This is a genomic window from Amycolatopsis sp. NPDC043887 (assembly GCF_056435665.1).
The window spans coordinates 94945-109901 of the sequence record NZ_JBWKEB010000006.1 but is presented as its reverse complement, the minus strand read 5'-3'; the positions used below and the strand labels follow the sequence as shown (position 1 = coordinate 109901).

The 14957-nt window shown below is 70.1% G+C and carries 18 protein-coding genes; 10 read left to right on the top strand and 8 right to left on the bottom strand.

Annotated elements, in window-relative coordinates:
- Positions 1–84 precede the first annotated feature (84 nt).
- The gene (locus AC069H_RS17580; protein WP_478230125.1) at positions 85–492 is read right to left on the bottom strand and encodes a helix-turn-helix transcriptional regulator; all 408 of its coding nucleotides are present in this window, start codon (positions 490–492) and stop codon (positions 85–87) included.
- Between the two features lie 89 nt (positions 493–581).
- On the opposite strand from AC069H_RS17580, the gene AC069H_RS17575 reads away from it, so the two are divergent.
- The 4 genes from AC069H_RS17575 (at position 582) to AC069H_RS17560 (ending at position 3308) form a co-directional block, all read left to right on the top strand.
- Positions 582–1853: an MFS transporter gene (locus tag AC069H_RS17575; protein ID WP_478233008.1), complete on the top strand. Its 1272-nt coding sequence runs from the start codon at positions 582–584 to the stop codon at positions 1851–1853.
- Positions 1854–2112: 259 nt separating this feature from the next.
- Positions 2113–2289, top strand: coding sequence for a CsbD family protein (locus tag AC069H_RS17570; protein WP_340688199.1), 177 nt, complete (start codon positions 2113–2115; stop codon positions 2287–2289).
- A gap of 93 nt (positions 2290–2382) precedes the next feature.
- Positions 2383–3042 (top strand): pentapeptide repeat-containing protein, encoded by a 660-nt coding sequence (locus AC069H_RS17565; RefSeq protein ID WP_478233007.1) that lies wholly within the window; start codon positions 2383–2385, stop codon positions 3040–3042.
- Complete coding sequence (locus tag AC069H_RS17560) at positions 3039–3308, top strand: dienelactone hydrolase family protein (RefSeq protein WP_478233006.1); 270 nt, start codon at positions 3039–3041, stop codon at positions 3306–3308. The genes AC069H_RS17565 and AC069H_RS17560 overlap by 4 nt, the downstream gene beginning before the upstream one ends.
- Here the strand turns inward: AC069H_RS17560 and AC069H_RS17555 are convergent.
- Positions 3293–3628 carry a cupin domain-containing protein gene (locus tag AC069H_RS17555; protein WP_478233005.1) on the bottom strand — a complete coding sequence of 112 codons (336 nt, stop codon included), beginning with the start codon at positions 3626–3628 and terminating at the stop codon, positions 3293–3295. The genes AC069H_RS17560 and AC069H_RS17555 overlap by 16 nt on opposite strands.
- A 71-nt stretch (positions 3629–3699) precedes the next feature.
- Here AC069H_RS17555 and AC069H_RS17550 point away from each other — a divergent pair, with 71 nt between their 5' ends.
- Both AC069H_RS17550 and AC069H_RS17545 read left to right on the top strand, forming a co-directional pair.
- A complete protein-coding gene (locus tag AC069H_RS17550) occupies positions 3700–4644 on the top strand; it encodes a GlxA family transcriptional regulator (RefSeq protein WP_478230120.1) in 945 nt (314 codons plus the stop codon).
- Positions 4645–4689: 45 nt separating this feature from the next.
- Positions 4690–5022 (top strand): helix-turn-helix domain-containing protein, encoded by a 333-nt coding sequence (locus AC069H_RS17545; protein ID WP_478233004.1) that lies wholly within the window; start codon positions 4690–4692, stop codon positions 5020–5022.
- A gap of 51 nt (positions 5023–5073) precedes the next feature.
- Here the strand turns inward: AC069H_RS17545 and AC069H_RS17540 are convergent, their stop codons facing one another.
- Genes AC069H_RS17540 through AC069H_RS17530 form a run of 3 tightly spaced genes read right to left on the bottom strand, consistent with a single transcriptional unit; the run spans position 5074 to position 7546 of the window.
- Complete coding sequence (locus AC069H_RS17540; protein WP_016335566.1) at positions 5074–5664, bottom strand: ClpP family protease; 591 nt, start codon at positions 5662–5664, stop codon at positions 5074–5076.
- A complete protein-coding gene (locus tag AC069H_RS17535) occupies positions 5661–6287 on the bottom strand; it encodes a ClpP family protease (protein WP_478233003.1) in 627 nt (208 codons plus the stop codon). The genes AC069H_RS17540 and AC069H_RS17535 overlap by 4 nt, the downstream gene beginning before the upstream one ends.
- A gap of 56 nt (positions 6288–6343) precedes the next feature.
- Positions 6344–7546: a serine/threonine-protein kinase gene (locus tag AC069H_RS17530; protein ID WP_478233002.1), complete on the bottom strand. Its 1203-nt coding sequence runs from the start codon at positions 7544–7546 to the stop codon at positions 6344–6346.
- 117 nt (positions 7547–7663) lie between these two features.
- Between AC069H_RS17530 and AC069H_RS17525 the strand changes: the two genes are divergently transcribed.
- A complete protein-coding gene (locus tag AC069H_RS17525; protein ID WP_478230118.1) occupies positions 7664–9223 on the top strand; it encodes a helix-turn-helix domain-containing protein in 1560 nt (519 codons plus the stop codon).
- Here the strand turns inward: AC069H_RS17525 and AC069H_RS17520 are convergent.
- From AC069H_RS17520 to AC069H_RS17510, 3 genes are read right to left on the bottom strand one after another with little or no spacing between them, the layout of a single operon-like run.
- Positions 9211–10080, bottom strand: coding sequence for a polysaccharide deacetylase family protein (locus AC069H_RS17520; RefSeq protein WP_478233001.1), 870 nt, complete (start codon positions 10078–10080; stop codon positions 9211–9213). The two genes, AC069H_RS17525 and AC069H_RS17520, sit on opposite strands and share 13 nt — an antisense overlap.
- The gene (locus tag AC069H_RS17515) at positions 10077–11198 is read right to left on the bottom strand and encodes an oxidoreductase (RefSeq protein WP_478233000.1); all 1122 of its coding nucleotides are present in this window, start codon (positions 11196–11198) and stop codon (positions 10077–10079) included. The genes AC069H_RS17520 and AC069H_RS17515 overlap by 4 nt, the downstream gene beginning before the upstream one ends.
- Entirely contained in the window at positions 11195–11809 is a 615-nt protein-coding gene (locus tag AC069H_RS17510; protein ID WP_478232999.1) for a DUF1989 domain-containing protein, read from the bottom strand. Before AC069H_RS17510 ends, AC069H_RS17515 begins: the two co-directional genes overlap by 4 nt.
- A gap of 518 nt (positions 11810–12327) precedes the next feature.
- Here AC069H_RS17510 and AC069H_RS17505 point away from each other — a divergent pair.
- From AC069H_RS17505 to fahA, 3 genes are all read left to right on the top strand, one after another.
- Complete coding sequence (locus AC069H_RS17505; RefSeq protein WP_340688211.1) at positions 12328–12861, top strand: MarR family winged helix-turn-helix transcriptional regulator; 534 nt, start codon at positions 12328–12330, stop codon at positions 12859–12861.
- A gap of 80 nt (positions 12862–12941) precedes the next feature.
- The gene (locus AC069H_RS17500; protein WP_478232998.1) at positions 12942–13784 is read left to right on the top strand and encodes a hypothetical protein; all 843 of its coding nucleotides are present in this window, start codon (positions 12942–12944) and stop codon (positions 13782–13784) included.
- Positions 13781–14956, top strand: coding sequence for a fumarylacetoacetase (fahA, locus tag AC069H_RS17495; protein WP_478232997.1), 1176 nt, complete (start codon positions 13781–13783; stop codon positions 14954–14956). Before AC069H_RS17500 ends, fahA begins: the two co-directional genes overlap by 4 nt.
- The last annotated feature ends 1 nt before the right edge of the window (position 14957 follow it).

Here is a 14957-nt window from a genome sequence, read left to right as displayed (position 1 = left end):
TCGGAACGATGGAACCTGACACCGTAGAGGCACATCGGCCATTCAGGGCCCGGTGAGCCACGATCGGGGATGGCCGTTCACTCGTTACCGGAGGTCATTTCCGGTGAGCGCTTCGAGGATCTTGCCCAGCGCGGACTGTGCCACCGCCGAGGTGTACGGACCGACGGCGACCAAGGAGGCTATGAGCGCCGAGGCTTCGCCCGGCGTCAGAGAGATCGGCGGCAGCACGGGTCGTGCGTCGATGCCGTAGCCGCCGCGCGGCCCGCGGTGAATGGTGATGGGAACGCCCGCTTCGCGCAGACGGGCGATGTCGCGTTCCACGGTCCGCAGGCTCACCCCGGTGCCCTCCGCGAGCCTCGCGCCCGTCACCCGGCGCGGCGCCCGAACCCGCAGGAGCTCGATGATCGCGTGCTGTCGCTCGATCAGGGGCGCCGCCTGGTGCAGCTGGATCATTCCCGCGATTCCCCCGGAACCGACCGGCCGCTGGGGCATTTCCCGCTCTCCTCGACTTCGAATAACCGACCCGGCGTTGACGTCTATTGGATCTTAGGCTCGATTTTCCTTCCAGTGATCGGATTTCGATGCCTTCATCTTTCGCGTTCCCCGGCGACTTCCGGCGCCTGTGGATCGGCCAGACGATCAGCGCGTTCGGCGACAAGGTTTCGCGGATCGCGTTGCCGACCGCCGCCTTGCTCGGGCTCGGCGGGACCGCATGGGACGTCGGACTGCTGGCCGCGCTGAGATTTCTGCCGTTCGTGCTGATCGGCACCCTGGCGGGTGTGTGGGTCGACCGGCTGCCGCTTCGCGAGACCATGATCGGGGCCGACGCCGGCAGGTTGGTGGCGATGGGGTCGATCCCGGTCGCCTACCTGTTCGACGTTCTCACCCTCACCCAATTGTTCGTGGTCGCCGGCGTGGTCGGCGTCCTGACGGTCTTCTTCGAAATCGCCGTCCAGTCCTATCTGCCGGTACTCGCCGGACCTGAGGGCATCGTGGCGGGGAACGAACGGCTGCAAACCTCTCGCGCGGTCGCCGAGGTCGGCGGTGCGGGCGCCGCGGGCGGGCTGATGCAGATCCTCGGCACCGCGTTGGCGATCCTGGCCGACGCCCTGTCCTTTCTCGCTTCGTTGCTGACACTGACGCTGATGCGCCACCGCGAGCCGCCCCCGGCGAGGGCCGGGGAGCCGCGATCGGCGTTGAGAGAGGCCAGGGAGGGCCTGGCGATGCTGTTGTCGGACGCCCGGCTGCGCAATCTGATGTTCGCGAGCACGACGGTGAATCTCGGCGTGGCGACGGGGAACGCCCTAGTACTGGTCTTCGCCTACGGGGACGGAAAGCTGAGCCCGGGGGCCGTCGGTCTCGCGTTCGCGATCGGCACGGTCGGCCTGATCTTCGGCGCGGTGTCGTCCGGTGCGATCGCCCGCAGGATCACCCTCGGCCGGACGCTGGCCACCTCGATCCTGCTGACCGGATCGGGCTTCCTGCTGTTGCCGATCGGTGGAAACGAAGCCGCGTTGACCACGCTGATCGTGAGCCAGTTCCTCATCGGTTTCGCCGACTCGGTCTTCAACATCCACGTGCTCAGCCTGGTTCAGCGCATCACGCCACCGGAACTGATGGGCAGGGTCAACGGGACCGCGCTCTCCGTGGTCTTCGGCACCGGAACCCTGGGTGGCCTTGCCGCCGGCTTCGTCGGCACGGTCTTCGGCACGCTGACCGGACTGGTGCTGTCGGCCGGGATCATCTGCTGTGGCGCGGTATTCGTCCTCGTGAACCCTTTGCGGAGGATTCGGGACGGCGGACGCGTCGCACTCGGATCCGATGCCGTACCGCCCTGCGGCGAAAAGGACTGAAAGTATGTATAACGACCTACAGGGCCGGACACCAAGCCGAACCTGGAGGTGGCGGATGACGGCCGAAATCGAACGGGCGGCCCACGCCTGCTGTCCTGTCTGCAATCCGGACCCCGGCCTCGGTGAGCGGGTCATCGCCCTCTGCGGAGCGGTTCGCCCCTACCGGGGCCGTCGCGAACGGCCGGTGAACAGCGGATCCGCCGTTTCCGGAGGCGGAAGCGGGGTATCCGGAGGCGGCGGACAACGAAGGGAGGCCCTGATGAACGACAAGGCCGAGAACAAGGTCGAAGAGCTCAAAGGCAAGGCCAAGGAAGCCGCCGGGGACGCCACGGACAACGAGCAGTGGCAGGCCGAAGGCAAGACCGAGCAGGGCAAGGCCAACGTCAAGCAGGCCGGCGAGAAGATCAAGGACGCCGTAAAGGGTGTCCGGGACTGACCTACGGCCTGCCCAGCACGTGAAGGCCCCCTTCCCTCGGCTCAGCGAAGGGAAGGGGGCCTTCACGCGCTGGGCTGCGGTACGGTCCGGATCATGGACTTCCGGGATTTCGACGGCATCAAGGTGCGGCGCCCTTCCGTCGAAGGCGACGGCCTCGACAGCGAACCCGCCGTGTTCCGGGGCGAGTTCGACTTCGACTCGGTCCGTCTCGACGGCGGCGACCAGGACGGGGTCCGTGGCGGCGGCGAGATCGCGCATTCCCTCGTCTCCGACGTGAGCCTGGCGAACGCGCGCCTCGACAGGTTGGCGCTCTCCGACGTGATCCTCGAAGGGGCCGACCTGTCGAACGCGGCGATCCGCGAACTGACCGCGCGCCGGGTCGAAATCCTTCGTTGCCGGGCGATCGGGCTGGGGGTGGCGATCACGTCGGCCGTCGATCTCTACGTCGAAAACGCGCGGTTCGACTACGCGTCGGTGACGGTCGAGCGGGTGAAGGGTTCGGTCGTGTTCTCCGGCTGTTCGTTCCGGGAGACGGTGTTCTCCGGCGACCTGTCCCGGCTGACCTTTGTGGACTGTGAGTTCACGGACACGGAATTCGCCGCGACCGGCGCACTGGACTGCGATCTCCGCGGCTCGCGATTGTCCGGTGTCCGTGGGTTGGTGACCCTGCGCGGCGCGAAGATCACCGGCGAACAAGCCGTCTCGGTCGCGGGGATCCTGGCGACCGAGAGTGGATTGTCGGTCGTCGGATGACCCACGTCGTGCTGTTCCACTCGGTACTGGGGTTACGGCAGGCGGAGCTGGACGCGGCGGAGCGGCTGCGCGCCGCCGGTCACGAGGTCACCACCCCGGACCTCTACCGCGGCGAGACCGCGTCCACGCTCGAAGACGGTTTCACGCTGAAGGACCGGATCGGGTGGTCCACCGTCGCCACCCGCGCGCTCCCCGGCTGGCTCGACGCGGCGACCCTGACCTGGCAACGGGTTCTGGAGTTCCTGGAGATTCAGCCCTCCGGGTAGAAGAGGAAGAGCGTGCACCCGGTCGCCAACGCGGGCACGTGCCACGAACCGGCCGGAGCGTGCAGGAAGGTCCCTGCCGGATAGTCGCGAGCACCGTCGTTGAAGGTGCCGGAGACGACGAACACCTCTTCGGGGCCCGGTTCGTGGACGTCGCGGTGCGGCCACGAGGTGCCGGGATCCATTTCCAGTACGTTGGCGTGCGCGCCGTCGGCTCCTGTCCACAGTGGACGAAGACGGATCCCGGGGAACAGCTCGCGAACCGGGGATTCCTTGACGGGGAAGGAAGTGTAGCCCTCTTGGGCGAGGATCTCGGGGTGCATGACTTCATCGTGCCGCGACCGCCCTGCCGCCGGACAGTGTCAGGGAAGACACCATGGGGTACTTTCCTGCCATGCATCGCGTGATGGCACTGGTGCGGCCCGTGCAGTCGACCTTCGAACTCGGGATCGCCGCCGAGGTCTTCGGCACGGAGCGCCCGGGGGTGCCGCGGTACTACGAATTCGACGTCTGCACGGAGAAACCCGGCCCGGTGCCCACCACGGCCGGGTACGCGATGTCCGTGACCCGGGGCCTGTCCGCGCTCGCCGGCGCCGACACGGTGCTCATCCCCGGCTGGTCGCCGGTGGAGGCACCCTTGACGGCCCCCGTGCGCAGGGCGCTCCTGCGCGCGCACGCCAGGGGAGCGCGGCTCGTCACGATCTGCTCCGGCGTTTTCGCGCTGGCCCGCACCGGACTGCTGGACGGCAGGGCGGCGACCACGCACTGGGCGCGTGCTTCCCGGCTGCGGGAAGAGTTCCCGCGGGTACGCGTGGAACCGGATGTGCTCTACGTGGACCACGGCGACGTCGCCACGAGTGCCGGGGCGGGCGCGGGGATCGATCTCTGCCTGCACCTCGTCCGGCGTGACCACGGGGCCGCGCACGCCGCCCTCGTCGCCCGGCACATGGTGATGCCGCCGCACCGCGACGGTGGTCAGGCGCAGTTCGTCCCGGCGCCGCCGCCCGGCGACGAACTGGACGGCCTCCTCGAGTGGGCGGGCGAACGCCTCGGGACACCGTTGTCGGTGGGCGATCTGGCCGCGCACCTGAATGTCTCGCCCCGCACGCTCGCCCGGCGTTTCGCCGACCAGTTGGGGACCACACCGGGGGCATGGCTGCTGACGCGGCGCGTGACCGAGGCGCGCACCCTGCTGGAGGAGACCGGCTTGCCGGTGGAGGTGATCGCGACCCGAGTCGGGTTGACGTCGGCCGTGAACCTCCGGCGGCGTTTCCGCGATCAGGTGGGCACGACGCCGGGCGCGTACCGGCGCGCCTTCCGGGGCTCGGTTTCGCCTTGAGCGGAACGGCGCACGCGCGCCCTGGCGGAATGTCACGATGATCGTATGGCGGACATCCTCCCTTTCCACCAGAAGCGTCCCGAACCGGAGCCGCTGTGGCGTGACGTGCTGGGGAAGAGCCTGCGCGCCGCGAGGGAGGACCAGGGCGGCCGCCTCGTCGACGTCGCGGAACGCGCCGGGATCTCGCCGCAGTACCTGTCCGAGATCGAACGCGGCCGCAAGGAACCGTCCAGCGAGATGATCGCCGCGGTCACCGGCGCGCTCGGGATCGACCTGGCGGATCTGCTCTTCGGTATCGCGGGCACGATCAGCCATGGCGGCAGCACGGGTCTCGCGGTCGGCCGCCGTCCGCGAGGGCCCGTGCTCATGGCCGCCTAGGTGCTGTCCGGCAAGTCACGAAGACCATCGAACAGACTCACCGGACAGCGCCTAAGCTCGTTCGTCGAGAACGCGGTCCGCGAGCCCGTACGCGACCGCGCCCGCAGCGTCGAACACGCGGTCCCGGTCGGTGTCGTGCCGGAGATCGGAGACGGCGCGGCCGGTGTGCGCGGAAAGGATTTCCTCAAGCTGCGTCCGCACCCGCACGACCTCGTCGGCCTGGAGGATGAGGTCCGGGATGGTGCCGCGGCCCTGCGCGGCGGGCTGGTGCAGCACCACCCGGGTGTGGGGCAGCACGAACCGGTGCCCCGCCTCGCCCGCGGCCAGCAGGATCGCGCCCGCCGCGACGGCCTGGCCGACACAGGTCGTGGCCACCGGCGCCTTGATGAAGCGCATGGTGTCGTACAACGCGAGCATCGCCGACGGGTCGCCGCCCTCGGTGTTGATGTAGAGGTTGATCTCCTGCTCGGGGTTGTCCGCCTCCAGGTACAGCAGCTGGGTGATCAGCGCGTTGGCGACCCCGGAGTCGATCGCGGTGCCGAGGTAGATGATCCGCTCCGACAGCAGATGCGAGTAGACGTCCATGATCCGCTCGCCGGCGGGACTGCGGGAGATGACGTTGGGGATGGTGTAGGTGCTCATGCGCCCGCACTCCTTTCCGTGCCGAGGCCGAGTTTGTGCGTGCGGACGGGGACGACCTGGTCGAGACTCTCGACGATGTGGTCGATGAAGCCGTATTCGCGCGCCTGCTCGGTGGTGAACCAGCGATCGTGGAGCGAGTCGGCGAAGATCCGGTCGATGGGCTGCCCGGTGTCGTCGGCGATGAGGCCGAGCACCGTGTCCCGCGTGTAGCGCAGGTCGTCCGCCTGCACCTCCACCTCGACGGCCGACCCGCCGATGCCCGCCGAACCCTGGTGCATCAGGATCCGCGCGTGCGGCAAGGCGAACCGTTTGCCCGGGGTGCCCGCGGAAAGCAGGAACTGCCCGGCACTGCACGCGAGTCCCAGCGCGAGAGTGGCGACGTCGCACGGTACGAGCCGCATCACGTCGCGGATGGCCAGCATCGAGGGGACCGAACCGCCCGGCGAATGGATCCACAACGCGATGTCCTTGCGCGGGTCCTCGCTCGCCAGTGACAGGAGCTGGGTGGTGAGGACCGTGCCGTTGTCGTCGTCGAGCGCGCCGTCGAGGACCAGCACACGCTGGCTGAAGAACCGTTCCCGGAGCCGTTGGTCGAAGAGTGGCTGCTTCTCGTTGTCGGTCATGCCCCGACCATGCCGCCGGGGCGCGGCCGCCCGCCGGTTTCGCTGCTGTGAGCGGATCAGCCCACAGCAGGGCGTTTGGCCGGAACCAGCCACACGCCGATGACCAGCACGGCGGCGAAGACGAGGGCGACGAGATCGAGAGCGAGCCCCGGATACAGGGGAATGCCCAGGTATTCCCGTTCGTCCAACGTCTGAAGCAGGAGCAGGCTGAGTAACGTCAGCCCCGCGCCGACGGCGGTCATGACCTGCCCGCGGCGGACGCGGGCGAACAGGAGACCGCCACCGACGATCGAAAACACGCCCGCCAGGACGATGCCGACGCGGGCGAGCAGCATCGGCGGCCAGAACACGTCGAACAGGTACGCCTGGTGGATCATCATCGCGTCGGTCAGGACGTAGAAGCCGAACAGGATGCTCGCCACGCCGGCCAGGATCGCGGGCATCGAAGGCGTTTCGAGCCCGGGAGAAGGCGGCTGCGGCACCGGGGTTTCGACCCCGCTCGCGGCCAGTGCCAGCAGCGGGAGCGCTTGGTCCGGCAGCATGCGTGCCTGCGGCGCTTTCGCCAGCAGCCCGCGGAGGACGTCCGCGAGCGGCGCGGGGGTCCGGTTGAAGGGCGGCTGCTCGTTGACGACGGCGTACAGCGTGGCCGCGACGTTCGCCCGCTGGAAGAAGTTCCCGCCCTCGCTCGCGCTGAGCAGCGTCACGCCGAGCGACCAGAGATCGGAATGGGGAGCGGCTTCGTGCCCCGCGATCGTTTCGGGGGCGAGGAACGCGGGGGTGCCGGCCGGGTCGAGGGCCTTGGCGATCCCGAAACCGGTCAGTTTCACGGTGCCGTCGGGAGCCACCAGGATGTTCGCGGGCCGCACGTCCCCGTGCACGACGCCCGCCGTATGCGCGGCGGCGAGCGCGCCCAGTACCTGTCCGCCGATGTCCGCCACGAACCGCGGCGGTAGCGGACCCGCGGACGCGACGTCCTCCAGAGTCCGCCCTTCCACGGGGCCCATCACGATGAACGCCGTCCCGTCCGTCACCACGACTTCGTGGACGGGCACCACCGACGGGTGACCAACCGCGACACGGGCTTCGCGCTGGAGCCGCTCGACGAGGGCGGGCTCGTGGCTGGGAAGCCGCAGCTCCTTGATCGCGACCTGGCGGCCGTCCGGCCCGTCCTCGGCACGCCACAGCACGGCCGTCCCGTCGCGACCCAGCTCCTCGAGCAGGGTGTAGCGCTCGGCGATCGTGCGGGAAACTGCCGTCACAGTGGTTCTCCTCGAATCCTGAAGGGTCTTCGAGGGACGCTAACCAGCGCTCATGACAAAACGATGAAATGGCCGTTCATCCATAAAGGACGTACCCGGCTGGATATATTCACAGTCATGCTGACCTTGGCGGCCCTGGCCGACGACCCGGCGCTCGAACTGCGGGTGGTCGTCCCCGGCCGCGACGGGGCACTGGCCGAACAGGTGCTGTGGGTGCACAACACCGAGCTTCCCGACCCCGGGCCGTACGTGCGCGAACACGAGGTCGTGCTGACCAACGGCCTGTGGCTGGACCGCGTCGAGCCGGCGGAGTTCGTCGCGCGAGTGGCCGGCGCCGGAGCGGCGGGGATCATCTTCGGCCTGCGGGTGGAGCAACGCGACACTCCTCCGAAGCTCGCCGACGCCTGCCGGAAAGCCGGGTTGCCCCTGCTGGAGATCTCGGTGGCGGTGCCGTTCACGGCGGTCACCCGTGCCGCGGCGGCGATCCAGGCCACTGACCGGCAGAACGCTTTACTGTCTCTGGTACGCAGAGGGGACGAGCTGACCTCGGCGCTGTCGCGAGGCGCGGGCGCGTCCGGGGTGCTCGCGGTCCTCCGTCGTGAGCACGAGCTTCCGCTGGCCGTCGTGGACCGGATGGGCCGGGAACTCGCGTCGGCCGGTGCCGGGCTGGACGCCGGGCAGTCGCGCGCCGCGGCGGAGGCGCTGGCCGGGCATCCACCGCCATTGGAGGCGGATCTCGGCGCGGGGACGCGGGTGGCGTTGTTCCCCGTGGGCGCGATCGGCGACGCGGACGCCGCGCTGCTGTGCCTGCGGCCCGTGGCCGACCTGACGCGCGAGGAGCGGGACGCGCTGGAGCAGACCGCCCGCTACCTCAGCCTGGAGGTGGCCCGGCATCAGGCGGTGCAGGCGATCGAGATGCGGTTCGCCGTCGAACTGCTGGACATGGTGCTGTCCGGCGCGCAGCGCGCCGCGGAGGTACCCGGCAGGCTGCGTGCCTTCGGCGTCGACCCTGACGGGCCGCTGGCGGTGATCGCGCTGGCGTTCGCCGGTGACGACGCCGCGACCCCGCCGGGGATGGCGGAGGCCGTGACGGACTTCCTGCTCGCGGACGGGCTGCCCGCGGTCGTGGCGGCGGGCAGCCAGGACGTCGTCGCGGTGCTGCCGTTCCGTTCGGGACGGCAGTCGCCCGCCGCCTTCGCGCCCCGGCTGGCGGCGGCGGTGTCGCACCGCCTCGCCGGAGGGCGCGTGGTCGTCGGGCTCGCCGATCCCGTGCCCGGCGCGGCCGAACTGCGGGTGCCGCTGTCACGCAGCCGCGAAGCCTGCCGCGCGCTCAGGGGCAGGCGTAGCGGCCCGGTCGCGGCGAGTTTCGCGGAGCTGGGCAGCTATCGCCTGCTGCTGGAGTCGCACGACGAGCAGTGGCGGCAGACCTTCGCCGACGCCCTGCTCGGCCCGCTGCGCGAGCACGACCGCGTCCGCGACGGCGACCTGGAGACGACCCTGCGGGCGTTCCTCGACCACGACGGCCAGTGGGCGGCCACCGCCGCGGCGCTGTACGTGCACGTCAACACGTTGCGCAACCGGCTGGCCAAGGTCACCGAGCTGACCGGCCGCGACGTCGGCCGGACCGCGGACCGGGTCGACCTGTTCCTGGCACTGGAGGCGGCTCAGTCCGGGTAGACCGCCGGGTCGATTTCGAGGCGCCGCAAGGGTTCCGCGGGCAAGGCGGGGTCGGCCAGCGCCGCGGCGGCCACGTCTCGGCACCGGGCGAACCGGACGTCGCCGAGGCCGAGCCCGAACTCGATGAGCGAGCGCACCGCCGCGAGCCGTCCCGGCCTGCCCGAAAGGAACGGGTGCAGGCACAGGTTGAACAGGCATCGGTAGCGGCGCATCGCGTCCAGCTCCGCGCGCCACATCTCCAGCACCCGCACCGGGGACGTGATCACCGAGCCCACTTGCGGCGCGGGAAGGAACGCGTACTGCTCCCAGTCGTCGAGCGACCAGTGCACCGGCAGCTCCGCGATCCGGCCGGCCCCGGTGTCGATCAGGTACGGCCGGTCGTCGGCCATCAGCGACGAGTCGTAGCTCAGCCCGTGCTCGGCCACCAGCGCCGGAGTGTCCCAAGTGGACTCCCAGCCCGCCGCACGATGCCCGCTGATCTCGATGCCTTGTGCCGCGAAGACCGCCATGCCCCGCTCGAAATCGGCACGGTGCTCGGCAGCGGTCATCGTGGTCGGCGGACGGTGGCTGTAGGAGTGGTGGGCCACCTCGTGCCCGCGTTCCACGATCGTGGCGGCGAGGCCGGGCCGCTGTTCGGCGACCCAGCCCGGCACGAAGAACGTCGCGGGTACGGCGAGTTCGTCGAGCAGGTCGAGGATGCGCGGCACCCCGACCCGGGGTCCGTACGCCTGATGGGACATGGTCGAGAGGTGGCCGGCGTAGCCCCGTCCTCGCGCGAGGATCGGGGACTCCGCGTCCACGTCGAAGGTCAGGGTCGCCACCGCGGCCGCGCCGCCGTGCCAGCTGGGTTCAGTCACGCTTGCCGACTCTCCCGCCAGCGGCGCGCGTTCGCCACCGTGACCGTCGGGGAGACCATCGCCCGGTCGAACTCGGCCAGGGGTTCCGCCGCGGCGACGCGGGCGGGCAGATCGGGGTTGGCCAGCGCGCCGTGCCCGAGTGAGAGCAGGTCCGCGTGCCCGCCGGTGAGCACCTCCCGCGCCTGCGTGAGGTCGTGCATCCCGCCGTTGGCGATCACCGGCAGCCCGGTGACCTGCCGGGCGAGGGCGGTGATGGTGCCGCCGTCGGCCAGCTTCGCCGTCTCGAGCCAGTTCCGGCCCTCGCTGGCGATGTGGAGGTACTGCGCGCCCGCCTCGGCGACCGCGGCGAAGATCACCTCGGCGTCGTCGCGGCTCCCGGGCCAGCGGTAGGTGAAGTCGTTGACCTTCGTCTGCGACAGTCGCACCCCGGTCACCAGTTCCGGCACCGACTCCGCGACGGCGGTCACGACGCGGGCGGTCAGCCGGATCCGGTTCGCGACCGGTCCGCCGTAGGAGTCGGTGCGCCGATTGGTGTAATCGGTGAGGAACTGGTCGAGGAGGTACCCGTTCGCCGCGTGCACCTCGACGCCGTCGAACCCGGCCTGACGGGCCCGCACGGCCGCGGCCGCGAAACCATCGACGACGTCGTCGATCTCGGCGGTGGTGAGTTCGCGGGGGACCGGCCACGGCCCGGAGCCGCCGTACGCGCGCATCATCTCCCCTCGCGGCTGGACGGCCGAAGGAGCGACGGTGTGGTCCTGGTGCGGATTGCCCTGGGAGATCGCCCCGGCATGCATGAGCTGGGCGATCATCCGGCCACCCGCCGCGCGGACTCCGGCGGTGACGACTCGCCAGCCCGCGACGTGCTCGTCCCGCGCGAGGCCCGGCTGGTTGAGGTAGCCCTGGCTGGCCGCGGTGTCGGGGTAGGTGCCCTCGCTGAATACGAGCCCGAAGCCGCCGCGGGCGAATTCGGCGTAGTAGTCGGCCATCTCGCCGGTCGGGGTGCCGCCGGGGCCGGCCGAGACGCGGGACATCGGGGCGACGGCGTAGCGGTTGCGCAGGGCGAGGCCGCCGAGCGCGATCGGGGCCAGTGCGGGGTGTTCGACGGTGGTCGTCATGACCGGGTTCCTCCATTGTGGACGGTTTCGATGGCGAGCGGGGAGAGTCCGGCGTCGCTGATGCGCACCAGATCCTGCGGGCAGGCGGAGACCACGACGACGCAGTCCATCTCGGCGCGCAGGGTCACCGCGTCGCCGGGCCGCGAGTTCGCGGTCAGCCACGTCAGCCGCCCGCTCTCGCCGACCGGGACGCGCATGAAGACGTTGATCGGCTGCGGCGTCGGGCCCGTGAAGCCGAGGCCTTCGTCCGCCAGCGCCTCACGCAGGTTCGCGGCGCAGGACCGGTGGCCCGGAGCGCCCAGCGCCGCGTATCGGGCTGGGTCGCACGCCGGGATGAGCATGTCGTGCTCGCCGGGTGAGGTGTCGTCGACCAGCGTCAGGATCGGGCGGCGCAGGTCGGTCAGGAAGGACTCGCCCACCGCGGGGAACAGCCTGTCGATCCCGGCGCGGGTGTGCGCCGCGCTGTGGTGCTCGGACAGTTCGGTCCCGTTGCCCGCGAAGGCGAACACGTCGCCGACCTGACCGCCGTCGACGTCGATCACCCGCACCAGATCCCCCGCGGCCACCCGGACGGCCTTGGCGGTCCCCGGTGGCACTTCCGTTCTGCTCATGCCACCAGCAAACAGGGGCGGGCCGATGGCTCGCTATGGAGGAGTCTCCAGGATCAAGCAGCATGGTTGGAGGAGTCTCCAGGAGTGCGTCGGTACAGATGGTCGTGAGTGGCGATTCGGGTTCTAACCCGAATCGCCACTCACGACCCCGGTGACCCACTCGGCACCGGCGCCCGTGCCCGCCTGAAGTACATGAAGGCCCCCTTCCCTCGGCTGAGTCGAGGGAAGGGGTCCTTCACGCGCGGCCGCTGTGCCTGCTGTGGCCGCTGGTGTATCTGGGACGAGAGCAGCGACCCTGAAGGTCCGTGAAGGCCTCCTTCACTACCTTCAGGGTAGGCAAGGAGGCCTTCACGGACACATGATCAGCCCCAGCCAAATCCAGCAGGCACCCAAGACGCTCTCGGCCCTGACCCGAATCGCCACTCACGACCAGCTGTACCGATGCTGAGTCACTGGTCGACTACGCTTTGATACTTTCGACTTTGACCATTTTCGCGGTGCGGGGTTAGTGTTCGGCGATGGAAGACGTGGACGCGGCCGGACTGGACTTCTGGTCGTTCGTGGCGCTGGCGAACCGGCGGCTCGCGCACGAGTACGGCTTCCGGCACCAGCTGGCGACCGAGGTCCTGCTGACCCTCAATCGTGCCTCCGACCTGGTGACTTACGATCTCGAAGCCGCGGTGCACCGGCCGCGCGGCCGGTCGTGGTCGGCGTTCCGGCTGCTGTTCGTGGTCTGGCTCGCCGGTCCGCTCGAACCGACCAGTGCCGCCCGGCTGACCGGGATGAGCCGGGCGGCGGTGTCGAATCTGGTCAAGACGCTGGTCGCGGAGGGGATGCTCCACCGCGTCCCGGACGAACGGGACGGCCGTTCGGTGCAGTTGTCGCTGACCGAGGCGGGGCACGAGGAGATGGTCTCGGTGTTCCGCGAGCACAACGAGCGCGAATTCGGCTGGACGAACGCGCTGACCGAGACCGAACAGCGCATCCTCGTCATGCTGCTGGGCAAGCTGATCACGAGCCGCGCCGAGTTCGGCACCCGGAGCCGCAAGTAGGCCTTCCCGCCGCGAGGAAGACCGGACTACGCTGCTCGATGGATAGTAAAAGCGTGAACTAAATCGGCGAGGAGGAGACCATGGTGGACGGCGGACGGATTCCCGCGCTCTTCGCCGGGCTGTGCGACGACGCCGCGGTGTTCCCGCCGGGGCTGGCCCCGTTGCCGGACGCCGTCGCGGCGCACGACGAACACGTCTCCGCCTGGTACGCCGACCTCGTCGGGCCGCTGGTGGTCGCCGCCACCGCGCTCGGCGACCTCGCCGAAGTGCTGGGCGACCGGGCGACTCCGCTGCCGGTCTCGGTGACCCTGCCCGGCGGGCCCGCGCAGCTCGACGGCGTGCTCGACGCCGTCGAGAAGCTCCCGGTGAAACTCGACGCGCTCGAGATCGCCGTCCCGGAGGGGATGGGCCCGGACGAGGTGCTCGCCGCGATTTCCCGTGCCACCGCACCGGTTTTCGTCGAAATCCCGCGCGACGACCGACGTGTCCCGCTGCTGACCGCTCTTTCCGGGACCGGTCACCACGCGAAGTTCCGCACCGGTGGCGTCCGAGCCGATCTGTACCCCGGCGAAGCGGAACTCGCCGCCGCGGTCCAGGCGGCCGTCGGGGCGGGCGTTCCGTTCAAGGCCACCGCCGGGCTGCACCATGCCCTCCGCAACACCGATCCGGAAACCGGCTTCGAACAGCACGGCTTCCTCAACCTGATGCTCGCCACCGACGCCGTCCACACCGATGGCGACGCCGAAGCCGTTCTCGCCGAACGAAACGGCGCCGTCATCGCCGGACGGCTTCGGGAGCTGGACGCGGATCGCGTCGCCGCCCTCCGCGCGGCTTTCACGTCGTTCGGCACCTGCAGCATCACCGACCCCCTGACCGAACTGGCCGGACTCGGCCTGCTCGAGGCGCCCCGAGGAGAGGCATGACCACGATCGACATCCCCGCAGGCTCGCTGTTCGGGATCGACAACCTGCCGTACGGCGTCTTCTCCGTCGACGGCGATTCCCCGCGCGTCGGCGTGCGCGTCGGCGACTCCGTTCTCGACCTGGCCGCGGCGCTCGGCGACGACGTGTTCGCCGCGCCGACGCTGAACCCGTTCATGGCGCAGGGATACGACCGCTGGGTGGCGGTCCGCGAACGGATCCGCGACCTGGTCGCCGGCGAGATCCCCGATGGCGCGGTCCACGCGATCGAACGGGTGACCCTGCACCTGCCGATCGAGGTCGCGGACTACGTCGACTTCTACGCCTCCGAACACCACGCTTCGAACGTCGGCAGGCTCTTCCGTCCCGACGCGGAACCGTTGCTGCCCAACTGGAAGCACCTCCCGGTCGGCTACCACGGGCGGTCCGGCACCGTCCTGGTCTCCGGTACGGACATCGTGCGCCCGAGCGGTCAGCGCAAGGCCCCGGCCGAAGCGGCGCCGGTGTTCGGGCCGAGCACGCGGCTGGACATCGAGGCCGAGATGGGCTTCATCGTCGGCACCGGAACCCCGCTGAACACCCCGATCACCCCGGATTCCTTCCCCCGCCACGTTTTCGGCGCGGTCCTGCTCAACGACTGGTCGGCCCGCGACATCCAGGCGTGGGAATACGTCCCGCTGGGCCCGCACCTCGGCAAGAGCTTCGCGACGTCGATCTCCCCTTGGGTGGTGCCGATCCTGGCGCTGGAGGCCGCGCGGATCCCGCTGCCCGGCCAAACGGATCCGGAGCCGCTGCCGTACCTGCGGGAAAGCGACCCGTGGGGACTCGACATCGACCTCGTCATCGAATGGAACGGCGAGGCGGTCAGCCGCCCGCCGTTCCGCGAGATGTACTGGTCGCCCGCTCAGATGCTCGCGCACCTGACGGTCAACGGCGCTTCCTCGCGCACGGGCGACCTGTACGGTTCCGGCACGATCTCCGGGCCGGAGAAGCACCAGCGCGGCGCGTTCCTCGAATTGTCCTGGGGCGGTAAGGAACCGCTCACGGTCAAGGGGGAGGAGCGCACCTTCCTGCTGGACGGCGACGAGGTCGTGATCACCGCCACCGCGCCCGGCGCGAACGGCTCGCGGATCGGGTTCGGCGAGGTGCGGGGGCGCGTTCTGCCGGCGAAGTGAC

Excerpts from the sequence above, each read along its gene's own strand:
- AC069H_RS17500 (WP_478232998.1), top strand. The coding sequence starts at position 12,942 with ATGGTGGACGGCGGACGGATTCCCGCGCTCTTCGCCGGGCTGTGCGAC.
- AC069H_RS17580 (WP_478230125.1), bottom strand. The coding sequence starts at position 492 with ATGCCCCAGCGGCCGGTCGGTTCCGGGGGAATCGCGGGAATGATCCAG.
- AC069H_RS17505 (WP_340688211.1), top strand. The coding sequence starts at position 12,328 with ATGGAAGACGTGGACGCGGCCGGACTGGACTTCTGGTCGTTCGTGGCG.
- AC069H_RS17555 (WP_478233005.1), bottom strand. The coding sequence starts at position 3,628 with ATGCACCCCGAGATCCTCGCCCAAGAGGGCTACACTTCCTTCCCCGTC.
- AC069H_RS17575 (WP_478233008.1), top strand. The coding sequence starts at position 582 with ATGCCTTCATCTTTCGCGTTCCCCGGCGACTTCCGGCGCCTGTGGATC.
- AC069H_RS17525 (WP_478230118.1), top strand. The coding sequence starts at position 7,664 with ATGCTGACCTTGGCGGCCCTGGCCGACGACCCGGCGCTCGAACTGCGG.
- AC069H_RS17545 (WP_478233004.1), top strand. The coding sequence starts at position 4,690 with ATGGCGGACATCCTCCCTTTCCACCAGAAGCGTCCCGAACCGGAGCCG.
- AC069H_RS17510 (WP_478232999.1), bottom strand. The coding sequence starts at position 11,809 with ATGAGCAGAACGGAAGTGCCACCGGGGACCGCCAAGGCCGTCCGGGTG.
- AC069H_RS17550 (WP_478230120.1), top strand. The coding sequence starts at position 3,700 with ATGCATCGCGTGATGGCACTGGTGCGGCCCGTGCAGTCGACCTTCGAA.
- AC069H_RS17515 (WP_478233000.1), bottom strand. The coding sequence starts at position 11,198 with ATGACGACCACCGTCGAACACCCCGCACTGGCCCCGATCGCGCTCGGC.
- AC069H_RS17540 (WP_016335566.1), bottom strand. The coding sequence starts at position 5,664 with ATGAGCACCTACACCATCCCCAACGTCATCTCCCGCAGTCCCGCCGGC.
- fahA (WP_478232997.1), top strand. The coding sequence starts at position 13,781 with ATGACCACGATCGACATCCCCGCAGGCTCGCTGTTCGGGATCGACAAC.
- AC069H_RS17570 (WP_340688199.1), top strand. The coding sequence starts at position 2,113 with ATGAACGACAAGGCCGAGAACAAGGTCGAAGAGCTCAAAGGCAAGGCC.
- AC069H_RS17535 (WP_478233003.1), bottom strand. The coding sequence starts at position 6,287 with ATGACCGACAACGAGAAGCAGCCACTCTTCGACCAACGGCTCCGGGAA.
- AC069H_RS17565 (WP_478233007.1), top strand. The coding sequence starts at position 2,383 with ATGGACTTCCGGGATTTCGACGGCATCAAGGTGCGGCGCCCTTCCGTC.
- AC069H_RS17560 (WP_478233006.1), top strand. The coding sequence starts at position 3,039 with ATGACCCACGTCGTGCTGTTCCACTCGGTACTGGGGTTACGGCAGGCG.